This is a genomic window from Bradyrhizobium sacchari (assembly GCF_002068095.1).
GTDB classification, from domain to species: Bacteria; Pseudomonadota; Alphaproteobacteria; order Rhizobiales; family Xanthobacteraceae; genus Bradyrhizobium; species Bradyrhizobium sacchari.
In genome coordinates, this window is record NZ_LWIG01000014.1 from 29651 (window position 1) to 47955 (window position 18305).

16 protein-coding genes, 2 pseudogenes and 1 riboswitch are annotated in these 18305 nt (G+C 64.6%); of the genes and pseudogenes, 5 read left to right on the plus strand and 13 right to left on the minus strand.

Translation table 11 applies throughout. The features are described 5' to 3' along the window. Positions 1-99, minus strand: a pseudogene (locus A5906_RS44680) (DUF2946 domain-containing protein); the annotation flags it as partial. Positions 100-581: 482 nt separating this feature from the next. Here A5906_RS44680 and A5906_RS18950 point away from each other — a divergent pair. The 4 genes and pseudogenes from A5906_RS18950 (at position 582) to A5906_RS18965 (ending at position 4698) form a co-directional block, all read left to right on the plus strand. Beyond that, a pseudogene (locus A5906_RS18950) lies at positions 582-988 on the plus strand (globin). A 137-nt stretch (positions 989-1125) separates the two neighbouring features. Continuing rightward, a complete protein-coding gene (locus tag A5906_RS18955; RefSeq protein ID WP_080136904.1) occupies positions 1126-2148 on the plus strand; it encodes a sugar ABC transporter substrate-binding protein in 1023 nt (340 codons plus the stop codon). Between the two features lie 6 nt (positions 2149-2154). Beyond that, positions 2155-3657 (plus strand): sugar ABC transporter ATP-binding protein, encoded by a 1503-nt coding sequence (locus A5906_RS18960; protein WP_080136905.1) that lies wholly within the window; start codon positions 2155-2157, stop codon positions 3655-3657. A gap of 12 nt (positions 3658-3669) precedes the next feature. After that, entirely contained in the window at positions 3670-4698 is a 1029-nt protein-coding gene (locus A5906_RS18965) for an ABC transporter permease (RefSeq protein ID WP_080136906.1), read from the plus strand. A 410-nt stretch (positions 4699-5108) separates the two neighbouring features. On the opposite strand, the gene A5906_RS18970 is transcribed toward A5906_RS18965, so the two are convergent. From A5906_RS18970 to A5906_RS18995, 6 genes are all read right to left on the minus strand, one after another. Next, complete coding sequence (locus tag A5906_RS18970) at positions 5109-6380, minus strand: serine hydroxymethyltransferase (RefSeq protein WP_080136907.1); 1272 nt, start codon at positions 6378-6380, stop codon at positions 5109-5111. Between the two features lie 34 nt (positions 6381-6414). Continuing rightward, positions 6415-6500: riboswitch (ZMP/ZTP riboswitch) on the minus strand. A 194-nt stretch (positions 6501-6694) separates the two neighbouring features. Beyond that, positions 6695-7735, minus strand: coding sequence for an ABC transporter ATP-binding protein (locus A5906_RS18975; protein WP_080136908.1), 1041 nt, complete (start codon positions 7733-7735; stop codon positions 6695-6697). After that, positions 7728-8708: an ABC transporter ATP-binding protein gene (locus A5906_RS18980; RefSeq protein ID WP_080136909.1), complete on the minus strand. Its 981-nt coding sequence runs from the start codon at positions 8706-8708 to the stop codon at positions 7728-7730. Before A5906_RS18980 ends, A5906_RS18975 begins: the two co-directional genes overlap by 8 nt. Then, positions 8705-9526 carry an ABC transporter permease gene (locus tag A5906_RS18985; protein WP_080136910.1) on the minus strand — a complete coding sequence of 274 codons (822 nt, stop codon included), beginning with the start codon at positions 9524-9526 and terminating at the stop codon, positions 8705-8707. Before A5906_RS18985 ends, A5906_RS18980 begins: the two co-directional genes overlap by 4 nt. Further along, positions 9523-10446: an ABC transporter permease gene (locus A5906_RS18990; protein WP_080136911.1), complete on the minus strand. Its 924-nt coding sequence runs from the start codon at positions 10444-10446 to the stop codon at positions 9523-9525. The genes A5906_RS18985 and A5906_RS18990 overlap by 4 nt, the downstream gene beginning before the upstream one ends. A gap of 55 nt (positions 10447-10501) precedes the next feature. After that, complete coding sequence (locus A5906_RS18995) at positions 10502-12091, minus strand: ABC transporter substrate-binding protein (RefSeq protein WP_136615341.1); 1590 nt, start codon at positions 12089-12091, stop codon at positions 10502-10504. Between the two features lie 299 nt (positions 12092-12390). Between A5906_RS18995 and A5906_RS19000 the strand changes: the two genes are divergently transcribed. Then, entirely contained in the window at positions 12391-13266 is an 876-nt protein-coding gene (locus A5906_RS19000; RefSeq protein WP_080136912.1) for a hypothetical protein, read from the plus strand. A gap of 143 nt (positions 13267-13409) precedes the next feature. Here the strand turns inward: A5906_RS19000 and mtnK are convergent, their stop codons facing one another. The 6 genes from mtnK to A5906_RS44685 all read right to left on the minus strand — a co-directional run. Then, on the minus strand, positions 13410-14699 hold the full coding sequence (gene mtnK / locus A5906_RS19005; RefSeq protein ID WP_080136913.1) for an S-methyl-5-thioribose kinase: 1290 nt from the start codon (positions 14697-14699) through the stop codon (positions 13410-13412). A gap of 107 nt (positions 14700-14806) precedes the next feature. Then, a complete protein-coding gene (locus A5906_RS19010) occupies positions 14807-15154 on the minus strand; it encodes a hypothetical protein (RefSeq protein ID WP_080136914.1) in 348 nt (115 codons plus the stop codon). A 205-nt stretch (positions 15155-15359) separates the two neighbouring features. Then, a complete protein-coding gene (locus tag A5906_RS19015; protein ID WP_080136915.1) occupies positions 15360-15635 on the minus strand; it encodes a DUF1467 family protein in 276 nt (91 codons plus the stop codon). Positions 15636-15644: 9 nt separating this feature from the next. Continuing rightward, entirely contained in the window at positions 15645-16049 is a 405-nt protein-coding gene (mce, locus tag A5906_RS19020; protein ID WP_080136916.1) for a methylmalonyl-CoA epimerase, read from the minus strand. Between the two features lie 43 nt (positions 16050-16092). Further along, positions 16093-17763, minus strand: coding sequence for a ribonuclease J (locus A5906_RS19025; protein WP_080136917.1), 1671 nt, complete (start codon positions 17761-17763; stop codon positions 16093-16095). Then, a partial coding sequence (locus tag A5906_RS44685) for a biotin--[acetyl-CoA-carboxylase] ligase (RefSeq protein ID WP_245326791.1) occupies positions 17763-18305 on the minus strand: 543 nt, incomplete at its 5' end. The genes A5906_RS19025 and A5906_RS44685, both read right to left, overlap by 1 nt.

Consider the following 18305-nt stretch of genomic DNA (forward strand, 5'->3'; position numbering starts at 1 on the left):
GGCCTGCCCCGCCGCCAGACAGGCGGCAATCGGCGCCAGCACCTGCATCGCCAAGGCGAGCAGGACCAGAGGTAGGAATTTTTGCAGCCGTGCGCGCATCCACCGAACCATTCGTTCGTGCGCTAACTAAACACCGCGCCGGCACCCGAGTCGAGGGCAGTTCCGCCGCCCGCTTGGCCCAGCGCAAATTTCTCGAAAATGTGACCGGACCGCCCCTGCCGCAGGTGCGGTCCGCCATTTGAGGCAGCGAGACCACCCCTGCCTGTCCATAAGTTTCTTATATTTATCATATACTTAGATGACCAAAAGCCCGAACATTTCGTCAGCTGCTCTTATTTTGAACAATCGTTGCCGAAAATGATGACAAGTGAGAAAAGTTGATCTAGCATCCTCTTGCTCAGGCGCTGACCGCGAGGTCGAGGCCTGGTGGTCCAAGTCTCGGGAGGAGCCCCTGGCGCGCAAAATGCAGCGTCGCCCCGTCAATCAAGATCAAATCTTAAGATCGGGGATAATAGGGTCGACACAATTTTTGAGCGGGGCCAGGGCCCCGCTCTTTTTTTGCCCGCATGGCTGAAAAGCCGATGAATGCTTCCGCCCATCCGATCGAACAGAGCTTTGAGCTCGCTGCACAGCGCTGCGCCGATCTCAGGCCGCTCGTCTACCAAAGGCTGTTCGAAGCCCACCCGGAAACGCAGACGATGTTCCGACTCGCAGGGCGGCGAGTTCGTGAAGGGATCGACGCTGGCGCTGACGATCGAGGCGATTCTCGCCTTCGCGGGGCGGGCGCAGCGGATATTTCCGGCTGATCGCCTGCGAGGTCGCATCCCACAATGCCTACGGCACGTCGCGCGAGTTGTTCATCGCCTTCTTCGCCATCATCAGGGATACGCTGCGCGATCTGCTCGGCGACGAATGGACGCCGGACGTTGCGCTGGCCTGCGACAGCCTGCTCGTCGAGATCGACACATGCGTCTGCATTCCCGCCTGACGCTTTGCGCTGCACCAAGCGCTTCGGCGATGTCGCGGTTGATTGCAGATTGAGTGCCAACAACTCTTGTGAGAGACTTTCTCACATCGGTCGCGCAAGCCATGACGCGCCGACGATAAAAGACATGGGAGCGAGCGATGTCCGGGACGAAAGATTTCTCGACGACGAGGCGCGATCTTCTTCAGGCGGTGGCGACCGCCGGCGCCGGGGCTGCCATCCTCGGCAGCATGGGCATAAATCCGGCACTGGCCGCAGAAGTCGGGCGCAGCGAGAAGCCGCTGAAAGCGGCGTTCTCCAACGCCGGCCTGCAGGCGACCTGGTGCGCACAGGGCAAACAGGCCGCCGAATTCTGGGGCAAGCTTTTCAACGTCGAGGTCACCTGGTTCGACGGCCAGCTCGACGCGGTGAAGCAGCGCGCCGCGATCGACAACATGGCCTCGCAGAAATGGGACTTCGTCGCGATCCAGGCCTTCGGCATCGGCACCCTCACTCAGCCGGTGCAGAAGATGATCGACGCGGGAACGCCCGTGATCGACATGGACACGCTGATTGCGCCGCTCGACCAGATCAACGTCCACTCATTCCTCGCCCCCGACAACGAATTCATGGGCGCCTCGGTGACGCAGGCGCTCTGCAACGCCATGGGCGGCAAGGGCAAGATCATCATGACGCAGGGCGCGCTCGGCCATACAGGAGCGCAAGGAAGAGCCAAGGGCTTCAACTCGGTCGTCAAGCAATTCCCCGGCATCGAGGTGCTCGACACCCAGCCGGCCGACTGGGACGTGTCGAAGACCGCCCGCCTCTGGGAAACGTATCTGACGAAATATCCCCAGATCGACGCTGCGTTCTTCCACAATGACGACATGGCGCTGGCGGCGGCCAACATCATGAAGGCGCGGGGTCGTACCAACATCCTGATCGGCGGCGTCGACGCCATGCCGCCGGCGATCCAGGCGGTCAGCGAAGGCCGCATGTTCGCGACCGTACGCAACCCGTCCTGCCGCATCCATGGCGGCGCCATCATCGCGGGCGTCTCCGCCGTGGTCGGCGGCGAGAAGAGCGGCCAGGGCATTCCCAAGAACGTCGTCACCGACGGTCCGGTCGTGACCAAGGCCAATGCCGCCGGCATGCAGTGGATGCAGGATCACTTCCTGATCTGAGCCTTCATGCCCGAGGTCCGCTCGCCCATCCTGGAACTGCAGGGCATCACGAAGAGCTTCGGCGGCGTCGAGGCGCTTCGTGGTGTCGACTTCGCGCTCCACGCGGGCGAGATCCACGGTCTCGTCGGCGAGAACGGCGCCGGCAAGAGCACGCTGATGAAGATCATCGCCGGCGTGCACACCGAGTTCTCCGGCCGCTTCCTGATCGACGGCAAGGAGACGCATTTCCGCTCGGCCCGCGATGCGCACGCGGCCGGCATCGCCATGGTGCATCAGGAGCTCTCCGTCGCCCCCGACCTCACGGTCGCCGAGAACGTCTTCCTCGGCAACCAGCCGACCAACGCCCTCGGCCTCGTGCAATGGCGACGGATGGCGCGCGAGGCCGGCGAGCAGCTCGCCCGCTTCGGCATCGACGTCGATCCAATGACCCGGCTCGGCGATCTCCCGATCGGACTGCAGCAATTGATCGAGATCGCGCGCGTGCTGTTCTCCGGCGCGCGTATCGTCATCCTCGACGAGCCGACGTCTGCCCTCTCACCGCCCGAGGTCGAGCGCCTGTTCGCAACGCTAAGGCGCCTGCGCGAGGAAGGCGCTGCAATCGTCTTCATCTCGCATTTCATCGAGGACATCCTACTCGTGTCCGACACGGTCACCGTATTCCGCAACGGGCGGAAGGTCGCGGAGACCGCGAGCGCGGCGACCAGCAAGGGCGCGCTGATCGAGGCCATGATCGGCCGCGGCGGCGAAGCGCTAGAGCACAGCTACACCGACGATCTGATGCTGCCGCAGTCGAGCGACAGTGCGGTGATCCTGAAAGTTGACCAGCTCTCGCTCTCGCGCAGCCTGAAGGACGTCTCCTTCGAGGCGCGCGCCGGCGAGGTGCTCGGCATCTACGGCTTCATGGGCTGCGGCCAGCAGGAGCTGTCGCGCATTCTGTTCGGCAAGCTGAAGCCGGACGGCGGCACGCTCGCGGTCGAGGGCGAGCCCAAGACCTTCGCCAGCACGGCGGCGGCGCGGCGCGCCGGCGTGGCGCTGGTGCCGGAGAGCCGGCGCGACATGCTGTTTCACCAGGAGCCGGTCTACAAGAACGTCTCGATCAGCATTCTCGACCGCATCTCCTCCCTGCTCCTCAAGCCAACGCAGGAGCGCGACATCGCGAGGCGCCAGGTCGAGCAGTTGCAGATCCGGCCCCCGGTGGTCGGCCTCGACCTCGGCATGCTCTCCGGCGGCAACCAGCAGAAGGTGGCGCTGGCGAAATGGCTCACCTATCCGCCAAAGCTGCTGGTCCTGTGCGAGCCGACCCGCGGCATGGATGTCGGTGCGAAGAACGACGTCATCAACATCGTCCGCGACCTCCGCGCCAGGGGGCTCGCGATCATCGTGCTGTCGACCGAGCCGGAAACGGTGCTGTCGCTGGCCGACCGCATCCTCGTGCTCAAGCGCGGCGCATTGGTGCGGGAATTCAAGAACGAGCCGGTCAGCAAGGACCGCCTGCTGGAAGCGGCGTGACGGAGAAGCACCATGGCGAGCAGTGAGACGGCCTTTGCGGAAGCCCATCGGGCACGCGGCCTTGCGCCCTTCCTGCGCTCGCAGATGCGCAACATCGCCCCGTTCCTGACCCTGATCTTCCTCTCCGCCTTCTTCGCCTTCGCCAGCCCCTCCTTCGCGACACTGGACAATCTCGGCAACATCCTGACGCAGGTGTCGGTGACGGGAATCATCGCCGTCGGGCTCACCTTCGTGATCCTCTGCGCCGAGATCGATCTCTCGATCGCCAGCATCGCCAACGTCACCGGCATTGCGGTTGCCTATTTCACGCTGCAGGAATCCTACGTCAACATCGCCAACGTCCCGCTGCCCGGCGCCGTCGCCATCGTCCTGTCGATCCTGCTCTGCGCCCTGCTCGGCCTCGTCAATGCGCTGGGTCTGACGGTGATCGGCATCCCCTCCTTCATCATGACCCTGGCGATGATGCAGATCGCCGCCGGCATCTCGGCGCTCTTGGTGCGCGGCCAGATCGCCTACAAGGTCCCCGGCCTGATCACGACGCTCGGCTCGGGCTCGGTCAGTGGCATTCCCTGGATCGTCATCGTCGCCGCCATCATGCTGCTCGGCGGCCATCTGGTGCTGACCTACACGCGCTTCGGCCGCTACGTCTACATGGTCGGGGGCAACCGCGAGGCGGCCGAATATTCCGGCCTCAACGTCAAGCTCATCCTCGGCGCGGTGATGGTGATCTCGGCGGTGTGCTCCGGCATCGGCGGCATGCTCGGCGTCGCCCATTTCGGCAGCGCGCAGCAGAACGAGTTCGATACGTACCTGCTCGACTCCATCGCCGCCGTCGTCGTCGGCGGCACCAGCCTGTTCGGCGGCCGCGGCGGCATCGGCAACACCATCGTCGGGCTGTTCGTGCTCGGTGTGCTCAACAACGGCCTCGACCACGTCAACATCGACAGCTTCCTGAAGATCCTGATCCGCGGCCTGATCCTGCTGGCGGCGCTGATCATCAACGTCTATGCGCAGCGACTGAGAGAGAAAGCGGCGGAGTAGACGGCCGCTCAAACAAAAGTGCGAAAACAACCCCATGCACAGTAGAAACTGTGAGTGAGTTCAGCCGCTTACAAAACCCGCCATGTCTCAACGGCGATCCCGCCCCCGTTTGATTTGTCGGGCAAAACAGGCGCAGGATGTCATGGTGGCGGCGAGCGGGTCGCCGGCAGCGTCCCCCCAAATGTTTTCGAGTCCACCCCGTCATCCCCGCGCTACGGCGAAGCCGTTGTCGCTGGAGGCGCGTAGCCTGCGATGCGAATGCATCGCATGCGAAGCCTCGAAGGATGAGCAGCCGAGGTGATAGCCGGGCCTTCACCTTCGCGGGCCGCTGAAGAAGCGGCCACCTCAGGGTGATTAGCGCGACGGCCACTGCACCGATCAGTCATCGCGCGCGCAGCCGATCAGTTCAGTCAGGACCTGGAGACCACACCTGGAACTGGAAAAGCCCGGCACATCTCGACGCATTCCGACCTGAGGCGCGCAACGACCGCGTCGTCCCCGTTCGCGCGCAGGGCCGTCGCAATGAACTCGCCGATACGGCGCATTTCGGCTTCACCCATGCCACGCGTGGTCGCCGCCGGTGTCCCAAGGCGAATACCGCTCGGCCTGAGCGGTGGGCGCGGATCATCCGGAATAATCTGCTTGTTTGTGGTGATGGCTATGGCATCGAGCACGTCCTCGGCTGCTCGCCCGTCCAGTCCGACGGACGCTGCAGTATCGACGACCATCATGTGATTGTCCGTCCCGTCCGTGACCAGTTTCATTCCGCGCTCCATCAGCGCGCCAGCAAGAACCTTCGCGTTGCGCAAGACTTGCCGCGCGTAGGCCTGGAAATCCGGGGTCGCCGCCTTCTTGAGCGTTACGGCAATCCCAGCCACGACGTTCATGTGTGGGCCGCCCTGCAAGCCGGGAAAGACGGAAGCATCGATCCGAGCGGCATGCTCTTTCCGGCACAGGATGATGCCGCCACGAGGGCCGCGCAATGTCTTGTGGGATGTCGTCGTCATGACGTCGAAGCCGGCATCCAGCGGATTACCCATGACATTCGCGGCAACCAATCCGCCATAGTGGCTCACGTCCGCCATCGTGAGCGCGCCGACCTCGTCGGCGATACTCTTGAAGGCCGCATAGTCCAGATCGCGCGGATAGGAGCTGTAGCCGCACAACACCATCTTCGGACGCGCTTCACGCGCCATCGCGCGCAATTCGTTGAAATCTATCGCGCCGCCGGTTGAAGGGGCCGTCTTGTAGCGAATGAAGTTGAACAAGCGCCCCATGTGGGACACCGGCGCGCCATGGGTGAGATGGCCGCCATGCGAAAGGTCCATGGCGAGAATAGTGTCGCCGGGATTCAACAGGCCGAGATAGACGGCCTGATTCATCGGTGATCCAGACAGCGGCTGAACGTTGGCGTGCTCGGCCCGAAAAAGCGAGCAGGCGCGCCGGCGCGCGAGGTTCTCGATTTCGTCCGTAAACCGTCGGCCGCCGTAGTACCTGCGTCCCGGGTATCCCTCGGAGTATTTGTTGGTGAAGACCGATCCGAGGAGTTCGAGCACCTCAGGGTAGGTGTAATTCTCGGACGGAATCAGTTCGACGCCGTCCTGTTGACGGCGCTCTTCCCCCACAAGGGCGGCAGCGATCTCGTGATCGTTGATGGACAATTCGTTGCGAAACGACGACATGCTCGGGCTCCTCAACACGCTGATCTTTCAGCAGATTGGTTGCCCAGGCGATCGGCGTTGGAACCCTTCGCGCTTCACCGTGGTCGATTCCACGTTAGCTCGCCAGTCGCGCGATCGGACGAATGAGCACGGAGGCTCTTCGTGAGCGAAAAGGTTAGTCGACCTGCGGACCGTCTGCAACCACCAGTTTCGTGCGGCCGCTCCGAAATCGTCGGTTTCCGCGCCTGGCTGAGCTCGGCCGGCCGGGACCCTGCACGTAAATCGCCGTTCCCGCGTCTGGTCGGCGGGTCGGAAGTTGAGGCGACCGTAAAACCCTAGGTCGCCGCCAACACCGCCCGGCCGCTGATCTCGTCACTTCGCCAGCACCGCACCGCGTGCCCGTCCGGCCGCGTCTCGAGCGAAGGCCTCGGCTCGTGGCGGCACATGTCCACGGCATAGCGGCAACGGGGGCTGAAGGCGCATCCGTTCGGCGGATTGAGCGGGTTGGGAAGATCGCCCCCTGTCGTCGCCAGCGGGGCATGGCGCAAGGGATCGGGGATGGCGGCGATCAGGGCCTGCGTGTAGGGGTGCGCTGGCCGTTCGAAGATCTCGCGCCAGTCGCCGTTCTCCACGATGCGGCCGAGATACATCACGGCGACGCGGTCGCTCATGTGCTCGACGACGCCGAGGTCGTGGCTGATCATGATGTAGGACAGGCCGAGCGTGTCCTTCAGCTCCAGCAGCAGATTGATGATCTGGGCGCGGATCGAGACGTCGAGCGCCGAGACCGGTTCGTCGCAGATGACGATTTTGGGATTGAGGATCAGCGCGCGGGCGATGCCGATGCGCTGGCGCTGGCCGCCGGAGAATTCATGCGGATAGCGGTCGGCCTGCTCGGGGCGCAATCCCACATGTTTGAGCATCGCCGCGACGCGGTCCTCGATCTCGCTTTTCGCGGTCACGCCGTGCACTCGCAGGGGATCCTCGAGCGTACGGCGCACGGTCTGGCGTGGATTGAGCGAGGCGTAGGGATCCTGAAACACGATCTGCACGGTGCGCGCCAGGGCCTTGCGATCGGCGGATTGGCTGTTCGTTGCGACCTGTCGCCCGTCCACCACGATATGGCCGCGCGTCGGCTTCAACAGCCCAAGGATCGACAAGGCGACCGTCGACTTGCCCGACCCGGATTCGCCGACAAGGCCGAGGCATTCCCCCCGCCTCAAACTGAGATCGACGCCGTCGACGGCACGGAGCAGCCGACGCTCGCGGCCGAACAGGCCGCCTCCCAGCGGAAAATGAACCGCGAGATCCTCGACCCTGAGGATGAGATCGTCGTCCGGCTTACCCTCGCTCAGCAGGTCTTGCGGCTCATGCATGGTGGTAACACCTGACGAAACCACCGGCCTCGAGGACATCCGTCTGCGGCGCAACTGCCCGGCAGATGTCGGTCGCCTGCGCGCAGCGTGGATTGAACCGGCAACCATCCGGGAAAGCCGTGATCGCCGGGACGACACCCGCGATTTCCTTGAGCCTGGTCCGGCCGAGCGCCGCACGGCTGCCGAGCCGCGGCAGCGAGGCGACGAGGCCCTGCGTATAGGGGTGCGAAGGTGCGCGGAAGATGTCGGCCGAGCCGCGCTCCTCGACAATGCGACCGGCATACATGACAGCGACGCGGCGGCAGACATTGGCGACGAGGCCAAGATCATGGCTGATCATCAGGATCGCCGTTCCCCGCTCGGCACACAGATTTCGCATCAGCTCGATGATCTCCGCCTGCACGGTCACGTCGAGCGCGGTGGTCGGCTCGTCCGCGATCAGGAGGTCCGGACCGCAGGCGAGCGCAATGGCGATCATGACACGCTGGCGCATGCCGCCCGACAGCTGATGCGGATAGTCGTTGACGCGCCGCTCCGGCGCGGGCACGCGGACGCTCGACAGCGCCTCGACCGCCAGCTGGTTGGCCTCGCGCCAGCTCTTGCCCTTGTGCAGCACGAACATCTCGGCGATCTGCCGTCCCACCGGCGAGACCGGATTCAGCGCTGTCATCGGCTCCTGGAAGATCATGGCGATGCGGTTGCCGCGCAGCTCGCGTTGCTTGGCGGCCGAGAGGTTCTGGATCTCCCGCCCCTCGAACCGGATCACGCCGCCGCCGATCGATAAAGGAGACCGCAGCAGGCCGATCAGGGCGAGCGCCGTGATGCTCTTGCCGCAGCCGGACTCACCGACGAGGCCGAACGTCTCGCCCCGTGAGATGCTGAACGAAATGCCTTCGGCCGCCGCAACGCGCCGCGATCCGTCATCGAGATCGATGCGGAGATCCTCGACCTCGATCAGCGGGAAGCCCGTCATGTCCGCCGGCTCCGGGATTGGGGATCGAGGATGTCACGCAGGCCATCGCCGAGCAGATTAAGGCCGAGCACCGTCAGGAAGATAGCAAGGCCCGGAAACAGCGAGAGCCACGGCGCGGTCGTGATCTGATCGCGGGCCTCCGACAGCATGCTGCCCCAGCTCGGAAAGGGCGGGCGGACGCCGAGGCCGAGAAACGACAGTGCGGCTTCGGAGAGGACCGCGCTGCCCATGCCGAGCGTGCCAATGACGACGATCGGCCCGAGCATGTTCGGCAGCAGCTGCGTGATCATGATGCGCAGATCGCCGTAGCCGAGCACGGTTGCCGCCTGGACATAGCCCTGGTTCCTGAGCGACAGCGCCGAAGCGCGCGCGAGGCGGCAGGTGAAGGACCAGTTGGTCAGCCCGAGCGCGATCAACAGGCTTGTGAGGCCCGGGCCGAGCACCGCCATGATGGCGAGCGCAAAGATCAGCGAGGGGATCGCGAGCATCAGATTGGTCAGGGCGTTGACGACATCGTCCCACCAGCCGCCAAAATAACCGGCGCTCAGGCCCAGCGCCACGCCGATGACGCTGTTGATGAGCTGGGAGACGATGCCGACGGTCAGCGAGACGCGTGCGCCGTAGAGGACGCGGGAATAGATGTCGCGGCCCTGCCCGTCGGTGCCGAACCACCAGGTCCAGCTCGGCGGCTCCTCGGCATTCATGAGATTGGCGTCGAGGACGGGGTCGGTGTGCGCCAGCCAGGGCGCAAGCAGGCCGACGATGATCGCGAGCCCGAACAACGCCCCGCCGATGACGAGATTGGCGCGGAGCTTCATGCGTATCTGATCCTGGGATCGATCACGCCGTAGAGCACGTCGATCAGCAGATTGATCGCGAGAAAGAACAGCACCACCACGAGAATCGAGCCCTGCACGGCGGGAATGTCGCGCTGCAGGACGCTGTCGACCAGCAGCGAGCCGATGCCCGGCCAGGAGAACAATTTCTCGACGACGACCGTCTGCCCCATCAGCGCGCCGAATTGCAGGCCCATGGTGGTGAGGATGAGGACGAGCGCGTTGCGCATCACGTGCCACTTCACGACCCGGGTCTCGCTCATGCCCTTCGAGCGCGCCGTGCGGACGAAGTCGGCGGTCATGATCTCGAGGACCGCCGCGCGCGTCGTCCGCGCCAGCAGCGCCATCGGCGAGACGCCGAGCGTCACCGCCGGCAGGATCAGATATTTGAGGCCGCCGTCGCCATAGCCGAAGCTCGGCAGCCAGCCGAGCTTGAGCGCGAACAGGTACATCAACAGCAGTCCGAGCCAGAACTTGGCCAATGACAGGCCCGACACCGCCAGCACCATCGAGACGGTGTCGACGAGACTGCCCGGCCGCAAGGCCGCGATGAAGCCGAGCGGCACGCCGAGCAGAACCGCAAACGCCATGGACGCGAAGATCAGCTGCAGCGTCGGCCATGCCCGCTTGGCGATCATGGTCGTCACCGGCTCACGGGTGCGGAACGAGGCCCCGAGATCACCGGCCGCGAGCCGCGCGACATAGGCGCCAAAGCGCATGTAGACGGGCTGGTCGAGGCCGAGCTGCTGCTTCATGCGCAGTTCGACCTGCGGATCGCTGTCGTCGCTCATGGTCGAGACGATGCTGCCGGGAACGACGCTGAACAGCACAAAGACCAGCAGCACGACGGCCAGCACGGTCGGAACAGTCTGCAGGAGGCGACGGATCAGAAACGAGAGCATCTCAACTTTTCCCCCGCTCCCTCCCTCGCCTGTTGCGCCGGAGCGAGCGCGCGTGTCACTTCGCGGGCGAGGTCTCGTCGACCCAGAGGTCTTCGACGTTCTGATGCGTCAGCTCCGTCGCGTTCAGCTGAACTCCGTGGAGCCAGGGCTGCACCGCCATGACCGCCTTGTTGTAGTTGAAGAACCAGACCGGCGCCTCGTCATAGAGCAGCGCATTGGCCTTTTGCAGCAGCTGGCCGCGCTTTGCGACGTCGTCGGCCTGCCCGGCCTCGTCCATCAGCTTGTCGAAGTCTGCGTTCTTGAAGTTCATGTAGTTGCAGGCCGATTGCGGCGTCGACGAGTGGAAGCATTTCAGCGCCGCCTGGGGATCCGGGCCGGTCTGCTGGGAATAAATGAAGGCCTGGTAGTCGCCGCTGCGAACCACCTCCGCCAGGACGGCGGTCTCGACCTGCTTGACCTTGGCCTTGATGCCGACCTTGTCCAGCATCGGAATGACGGCCGTGACGATCGGCAGGCCCCAGCTTTCATTCTGGCTGGTGGTCCATTCGAATTCGAAGCCGTTGGGATAGCCTGCCTCCGCGAGCAGCTGCTTGGCCTTGGCGGGGTCGTAGGCGTAGGGCTTCATGGTCTTGTCGTAGAGCGGCGAAGTCAGCGGCAGCCAGCTGGTGGCGCGATAGGCCTTGCCCTTGACCAGCTTGTTGATGATCAAATCGGTGTCGATCGCGTAGTTGATCGCCTGCCGGACTCGCTTGTCGGCGAACGGCTTGAAGGAGGTGTTCATCCCCATGTAGCGCGTGAAGACCTCGGCGACCTCGACGATGGTACCCTTGAGGTCGGCGTCGGACTGGTAGGCGACGTACTGCGCAGGTCCCAGCACCGAAGTGTCGATCTCCTTGTTGCGGAATGCGACATCGCGGGCCGCGGCCTCGCCCATGATCGAGACGGTGACCTTGTCGGCATAGGGCTTGCCGGGCTTGTAGAACCGGTCCCAACGCTCCAGGACGATGCGCGATCCCGGCACGTGTTCGACGAACTTGAAGGGGCCAAGGCCGATCGGGCTCTGGATAAAGCCCTCCTTGGCGGCCTCGTCGGCGGGATAGATCGAGGTCAGCGCGGTGAAGAAGTAGAATCCCGGATCGACCTTCTCGGTCAGCTTCATTTCAATGGTGAAATCGTCGATCTTCTTCAGGCCGGAGATGTCCTTGGCCTGGCCCTTCTCCACTGCGGCGGCCCCCTCGATCACGCGGACATAGCGCGCGCCGGGATAGGCTTTGGTGCCGTCCATGATGCGGTTGTAGGACCAGATGACGTCGTCGGCGGTCATCTTGCGGCCATTGTGGAAATAGGCGTCGTCGCGCAGCTTGAAGGTGTGAACGAGACCTCCGCCCGAGACCACATCCTCCCTGGCGAGTTCCAGCACCGGTTTTCCTTCCGCGGAATTCCAGGTGTACAGAGATCGGTGCAGGGCCTTGGCGTAGATCTCGTCCTGGGCGCGCTGGGTGGTGTGAATGTCGAGGCTGGTGAAGCTCGAGCCGTAGGGCGCGGTCATGCGGATGGTCCCGCCCTTGCGCGGCGTCTGGGCCTCCGCCGCGGCGGCGAACGCCAGCCCCAAACCGGCGACGATCGCCACTACCCTGAACATCATGGTCCCTCCGGCAATGCAGGCGTATTCCAGTCAGCGAGTTGACCATCCACCGTGCGTCGAACGCAAGCTCCTCTTTTGGCCTTGATGGCGCAGTTCCCAGCAACGCATCCTCCAAAACGCCCGCCGCGGGGGGAAAATCCCTCAAGATGAGATCGTGCGCTGCGGCACGTCCCTCAAACCAGCCGGAATCGGAAGCGGAAACAACGATCTACGAACGGTGAACGTGTTGCGTGATCGATACGACCAAGCTCAGGACAAGGGCCTTGGCCCGGTGATCCCGTCGAGATGGAATCCGAAAGATGAAAAGCCGAATCTTGGTTGCTTTGCTCGCCGGCGGACTGGTTGCCGCCACGGCCGTGCTGGCAAGCCCGGTCGCGGCCAGCCTCGGCCGGTCCAGCGAGGCGGACAGCATCCGGTTCAGCTGGACTCGCACCACCGGCGTGAACGACTATCTTGACGAAACGTGGTGGGCGGTCCGGGGCCACGACACTCTGGACAATTTCGCTGAACGACTGCTCAGCATCGCCGTCGGGGCAGTCGCCCGGGGCGCCGGTGCGGGTTTCGAGGCCAGGGTTTCCCAGGCCACCGGTCTGCCACTGCCCGAGAGCTGGACCGTCGCGACGGCGAAGAATTCGCCGTTCATCACGTCGGTCTACGCCGAGACCCCGCGCGATCTCGCGGCGGTGCTCGGCTTCTATCGCGCCGAGCTCGGCAAGCGTGGTTGGATCGAGACGGTGGTCGAACCGGACCGGGCCGTGATCACCTTCACGACGCCCCGTGGACCAATTCTGCTCCGGCTTTCCCGTCAGGACGACAGGACAATCGCTGAACTTTCGCTGCGCAAGCCGGGTATCGCGAATCCCGGCCTCCCGCCGAAGCCGAGGCAGGCAAAGCTGATGCTCGGCAACGAGTCGGACGAGGGGGCGGTCATCACCGTCGCCGACCAGACCATCAAGCTGGCGGCGCACGCCGGCGAGAACCTGACGAACTCCGACGGTGCCGCAGCCGAACTACCGGACACCCAGAAGATCGATCTGCCGCCCGGCAGGTACAAGGTCACGCTCAAGGTCGACGGCAGCGCGGCAGCGAGCCGGGAGTTCGAGGTCGCGGCCAACGAGACCTGGGGTCTGCTGGCCGGCAAAGACGGCGCCCTGCTGCCGATGCGGCTTTATTGAACGCGCGCGAGATCTCCCACTTCGTCATTGCGAGGAGCCCTCGCGACGAAGCAATCCAGAGTCTTTCCACGGAGACAGTCTGGATTGCTTCGCTACGCTCGCAATGACGGAGCGTGGGGTGGGCTCCGCACCATGCGGCTCGTTCAGCCCGTTAATTCCGGCTGCCAATCCCGCAGCTTTCGCGCGGCAACGGTGACGTCGGCGATCGTCCGAAACGTCCCCGTCTCCACCATCATCGCACGAGCGAGCCGGACCGCGCGCGCCTCGCTCAACGCCCGTTTCCTGGGGTCCTCGATCAGCTCGAAATCGATGTTGTGGGCGAGGCCGAAGATGCGGCGGATGATTTTTGCCGCGGCGAAGCCGATCGCATCAGCGAACAGCCGCTGCATGTAGGCCTGCCGCTCGGCCTCCAGCCGCGCTGCGCCCGTCTCACCCGGAAAGAGCGAGCGCGGATAAGCATCGCCCTCTGCGCCCGCTCGCCAGAGGTCGAGGAATTTACGGGCGAACCCGGTCCAGACCTTTTCGATCGTCTCCAGCACCCAGGCCTCGAACGCCTGCCGCTCGCCGAGCGTGCGTTCATGGCCGGCGGAGGCAAAATAGGCCATCAGCAGATTGGCGAGCACCGCGCCGACGTCAAAACCCATCGGTCCGTAGAATGCAAATTCCGGATCGATCACCCGCGTCTGGCCGTCCGTCACCATGATCGAGCCGGTGTGGAGGTCGCCATGCAGCAGCGCTTCGGGGCTCGCCATGAACTTCAGTTTCAGCCGGGAGATCGCGACATGCAGTTCCAGGTCGTCGCGCAAGCTCGCGGCGAGGCCGTCGAGATAGGGCGCGGTCCAGCGGTTCTGTTCGGCGATGCGGTAGGGATCGGTGAAGATCAGATCCTCGGTGATCTTGCAGAGCGCGTGGTTGCCGGCGAAGGCGGCGATGCCCTCCTTCTTCTCGGCGGCAGAGAGCGCGAGGTCGGAGGTAAAGAACAGCGTGCGCGCCATGAAGGTGGTGATGTCGTCCGCAAAACGCGGGTACTGCGCTGCCGCGACCAGCCCCTTGCGCATGATGATGTGGGGCTCGAGCAGCTCCATCACCGTCAGCGCCAGCTTTTCGTTGTGATGCAGCAGGGCCGGCACGAGGCCGGGCGCGAGCTCGGCCTGCCGGGACAGCGCGAGATATTCGTAATGGGCCCGCGACAGCGGCAGCGGCCAGCTCTCGCCGACCAGGCGGACGTAAGGCAGCGCCTGCTTCACCGCGATGCCGCCGCGCGCGCCCTTGACGATGAAGACAAGGTTGAGATTGCCGTCGCCGACCTCGGTGATCGCCCAGGATGCGGGATCGCCGCCGAGCAGCGCTTTCAGGTCCGCAACGCCCGCGAGATAGTCCCGCAAGGCCGCCTCATGCAGAATCCGATAGTCCCCTGCCCGGTCCCCGGTCATGACGATCCCACCCCACTTATTTGAGCATGATCTTCTCGGAAAACCGCTTCACACTTTGCGCTAACGCGGCCCTTCGGGTCAGGATCATGCTGGTATGGGCCGGATCGTTACTCCCGCTCCAGGAAGCTCGAGCCGATCTCGGCCTTTCTTTTGATCGGATCGTAATCGCAATAGACGCCGTCCGCTACCAGCGTGTAGCTGGCGATGACGTTGTACTTGTCCGGCTTGACCGAGTTCAGCCCGATCACCGAGGTGCTCTTGCCGCCGTTCCACTTGAACGGCGTCGAGCTCCTGGCCTGCTCGCAGGCCATCACCGCCTCGTTGAAGACATAGCCCTCGACGAACGCCTTCAGCGTCCGGGCCTGCACCGCCATCTTCCATTCGAAATAGCCGACGGCCCCGAGACCGGCCACGATCAGCACCAGAAGCGCGATGACGATCCTCTGAAAAGTCATTCGTTTCCCCCCAAACAATCAAACAAGCGCAAAATTCTAAGCGAGAGCGCGCGCACGCCTCGGCCTTCGAGACGACCGCTTCGCGGTCTCCTCAGGATGAGGCTAACGGACATCAGTGCCCGTTGAAACCGCTGCCGCGCACTGTACCCTCATCCTGAGGAGCCCGCCAAAGCGGGCGTCTCGAAGGATGCGCCGCACTAAGAACCTAAAACGGCATGCCCATCATTTTCGACAGCCGTTCGATCGAGAGATAGCCGGCATGGTAGGCCACCATGCCGAGGCCGTAGATGACCGCCGAGATGATCGTGGTCCAGATCAGCTTGCGGCCCATCCGTGTCAGGATCGGCGCGCCGGGGTCGGTGCCGGGGGCGCCGACGCCGTCCTCGTGCTGGCTGCGCACGCCGAATGGCAGCGTCAGGAACAGCGCGATCCACCAGATGACGAAGTAGATCGCAAGCGCAGTCGAGATCTGGATGGCCATGGGGCGGCCTTACGCCTGCTCGATTTCGACCAGCGCGCCGGAAAAATCCTTCGGGTGCAGGAACAGCACCGGCTTGCCGTGCGCGCCGATCTTCGGCGTGCCGTCACCGAGCACACGGGCGCCCTCCTTCACCAGCGTATCGCGCGAGGCGATGATGTCCACGACCTCGTAGCAGACATGGTGGATGCCGCCGTCGGCATTGCGCTCGAGGAACTTCGCGATCGGCGAGGCCTCGCCGAGCGGCTCGATGAACTCGATCTTGGTGTTGGGCAGTGTCGCGAACACGGTGGTGACGCCATGCTCGGGTAGCGCCACGGCCTCAGAGATCTCTGCGCCGAATGCCGCACCATAGATCTTTGCGGCCTTGACGGCGTCCCTGGTCGCGATCGCGACGTGATTGAGGCGACCCAGCATGTTTCCTCTCCCTCAGGGCGTGATCCGCAAGACCAGCCCTATTCTACACTGTCAGGACGTGTACCAGACAGGGGGGCTTTTTGCCCCAATGTTCGTTGATGACGGCGCGGACAGCGCGCCGCACCGACTCGGCCAGCGCATCCGGATCCCGGCGACGCGCCTTCGGCAGCCCCTCGATGGTGGACATCACGGCGTCGAAGACCAGGTCGTCAAAGGTCTCGCCCGCCCGGTTCTTCTCGGGGATACCGACGAGATCGACCTCGGGTTCGTCGGCGAGCTCGCCCTGCGCGGTCATGGCGATGGCGACAAAGGCGCAGCCGGAGAAGGCCATGCGGCGGCGCTCGACCACGGCCCGGGATTTTGAGTCCTCCAGGATCGTGCCGTCCTTGTAGAGCCGCCCCGAGGGCACCTCGCCGACGATACCGGGATCGCCGGGGCCGAGCTTGACGAGATCGCCGTTGCGGCAGACCAGCACGCGCGGCACACCGGCGGCGCGCGCGAGTTTGGCGTGTTCGTGCAGGTGCAGAGCCTCACCGTGAACCGGAATCAGCAGCTGCGGTTTCACCCACGAGATCAGGTCGCGCAGCTCATCGCGGCGGGGATGGCCCGAGACGTGGACCAGAGCGTCGCGGTCGGTGATGATTTCGACGCCCTGAAGCACGAGGTTGTTGATGATCGAGCCGACGGCCTTCTCGTTGCCCGGGATGGTGCGCGAGGAAAAGATGACGCTGTCGCCGCGGTTCAGCGTGATCTCCGGATGGTCGTCATTGGCGATGCGCGCCAGCGCAGCGCGCGGCTCGCCCTGGCTGCCGGTGCACAGCGCCAGCACCTTGTCCTGCGGCAGATGGCCGTAGACCTCCGGCGAGCGGAAATTCTGCACGCCGTCGAGATAGCCGGTCTCGCGCGCGACCTGCACCACGCGTTCCATGGCGCGACCGACCACGACGACCTCGCGGTCGGCGGCTCTGGCGGCGTCGGCCACAGCTTTGACGCGGGCAACGTTAGAGGCGAAGGTCGTGACTGCGACGCGGCCCTTGGCCGATTTGACGAGGTCGATGATGGTCTTGGCGACCTCGGCCTCGGACGGCGAGCGGCCGTCGCGCACGGCATTGGTGGAATCGCCGATCAGGGCGAGCACACCCTCCTCGCCGAGTTCGCGCAGCCGCTTCTCGTCGGTCGGGGCTCCCAGCGTCGGGGTCGGGTCGATCTTCCAGTCACCGGTGTGCAGCACGATGCCGGCTTCGGTGTGGATCGCCAGCGCATGCGCTTCCGGAATCGAATGCGCGACGGGAATGAACTCGACGTTGAACGGACCGATATCGACGCGGCCGCCTGATGGCACCACCGTGACGGGGATCTCAGGCGCATTGCGCTCGGCGGCGCATTTGGCCTCGAACAGCGCGGCGCTGAACTTGGTCGCGTAGATCGGGCATTTCAGCTTCGGCCAGAGGTCGATGATGGCGCCGAAATGATCCTCATGGGCGTGCGTCAGCACGAGGCCCATCAGGTTCTTGCGTTCCTTCTCCAGGAAGCTGATGTCGGGCATGATCAGGTCGATGCCCGGCAAATGCTCCTCGTCGCCGAAGGAGACGCCGAGATCGACCGCGAGCCAGGCGCGCTGGTGACGGTTGCCGAGGCCATAGATCGACAGGTTCATGCCGATCTCGCCGACGCCGCCGAGCGGCGCAAACACCAGTTCGTCGGGCCTCGCCATCACGCAGCCCCCACCGAGCGGACCGGGCCGAAGAACACCTCGCCCGCCGCCACCGGCACGCACCGGCCCTCCGCCGTGCGCACGATCAGGCATCCGGTGTCGTCGATGGTGTCGAAAATGCCTTCCAGTGTCGTCGTCCCCGTATGGATGGCGACCCGCTCACCGAGGCCGGCGGCACGCTCAAGCCACAGTTTACGGATATCGGCAAAGCCGCGGCCATTGTCCCAAATGCCACGGAACTCGACCCAGGCGTCCGACAGGGCCGAAAACAGCTCCTCCGCGCTGATCTGGACGCCTAGGGCTGCGAGCGACACGGCGGGCGTCGGCGTACCCTCGGGCGCGGCGACGACGTTGGTGCCGATGCCGACGACGACGGCAAGGCGGTCACCGACGGCCTCCGCCTCCAGGCCGATGCCGACGAGCTTCTTGCCATTGGCAAGGACGTCGTTCGGCCATTTCAGAGCGTAGCGTGGCCTGCCTTCGCCGAGCCGCAGCGCGGCCTCGAGGCTGACCTTCCCCAGGGCAGCCTCCTCCGCGAGCCC

What these genes read in the sequence shown, in the direction of transcription:
- A5906_RS18955 (WP_080136904.1), top strand. Translation starts at nt 1,126, where the DNA reads ATGTCCGGGACGAAAGATTTCTCGACGACGAGGCGCGATCTTCTTCAG.
- A5906_RS18960 (WP_080136905.1), top strand. Translation starts at nt 2,155, where the DNA reads ATGCCCGAGGTCCGCTCGCCCATCCTGGAACTGCAGGGCATCACGAAG.
- A5906_RS18965 (WP_080136906.1), top strand. Translation starts at nt 3,670, where the DNA reads ATGGCGAGCAGTGAGACGGCCTTTGCGGAAGCCCATCGGGCACGCGGC.
- A5906_RS18970 (WP_080136907.1), bottom strand. Translation starts at nt 6,380, where the DNA reads ATGTCGTCGTTTCGCAACGAATTGTCCATCAACGATCACGAGATCGCT.
- A5906_RS18975 (WP_080136908.1), bottom strand. Translation starts at nt 7,735, where the DNA reads ATGCATGAGCCGCAAGACCTGCTGAGCGAGGGTAAGCCGGACGACGAT.
- A5906_RS18980 (WP_080136909.1), bottom strand. Translation starts at nt 8,708, where the DNA reads ATGACGGGCTTCCCGCTGATCGAGGTCGAGGATCTCCGCATCGATCTC.
- A5906_RS18985 (WP_080136910.1), bottom strand. Translation starts at nt 9,526, where the DNA reads ATGAAGCTCCGCGCCAATCTCGTCATCGGCGGGGCGTTGTTCGGGCTC.
- A5906_RS18990 (WP_080136911.1), bottom strand. Translation starts at nt 10,446, where the DNA reads ATGCTCTCGTTTCTGATCCGTCGCCTCCTGCAGACTGTTCCGACCGTG.
- A5906_RS18995 (WP_136615341.1), bottom strand. Translation starts at nt 12,091, where the DNA reads ATGATGTTCAGGGTAGTGGCGATCGTCGCCGGTTTGGGGCTGGCGTTC.
- A5906_RS19000 (WP_080136912.1), top strand. Translation starts at nt 12,391, where the DNA reads ATGAAAAGCCGAATCTTGGTTGCTTTGCTCGCCGGCGGACTGGTTGCC.
- mtnK (WP_080136913.1), bottom strand. Translation starts at nt 14,699, where the DNA reads ATGACCGGGGACCGGGCAGGGGACTATCGGATTCTGCATGAGGCGGCC.
- A5906_RS19010 (WP_080136914.1), bottom strand. Translation starts at nt 15,154, where the DNA reads ATGACTTTTCAGAGGATCGTCATCGCGCTTCTGGTGCTGATCGTGGCC.
- A5906_RS19015 (WP_080136915.1), bottom strand. Translation starts at nt 15,635, where the DNA reads ATGGCCATCCAGATCTCGACTGCGCTTGCGATCTACTTCGTCATCTGG.
- mce (WP_080136916.1), bottom strand. Translation starts at nt 16,049, where the DNA reads ATGCTGGGTCGCCTCAATCACGTCGCGATCGCGACCAGGGACGCCGTC.
- A5906_RS19025 (WP_080136917.1), bottom strand. Translation starts at nt 17,763, where the DNA reads ATGGCGAGGCCCGACGAACTGGTGTTTGCGCCGCTCGGCGGCGTCGGC.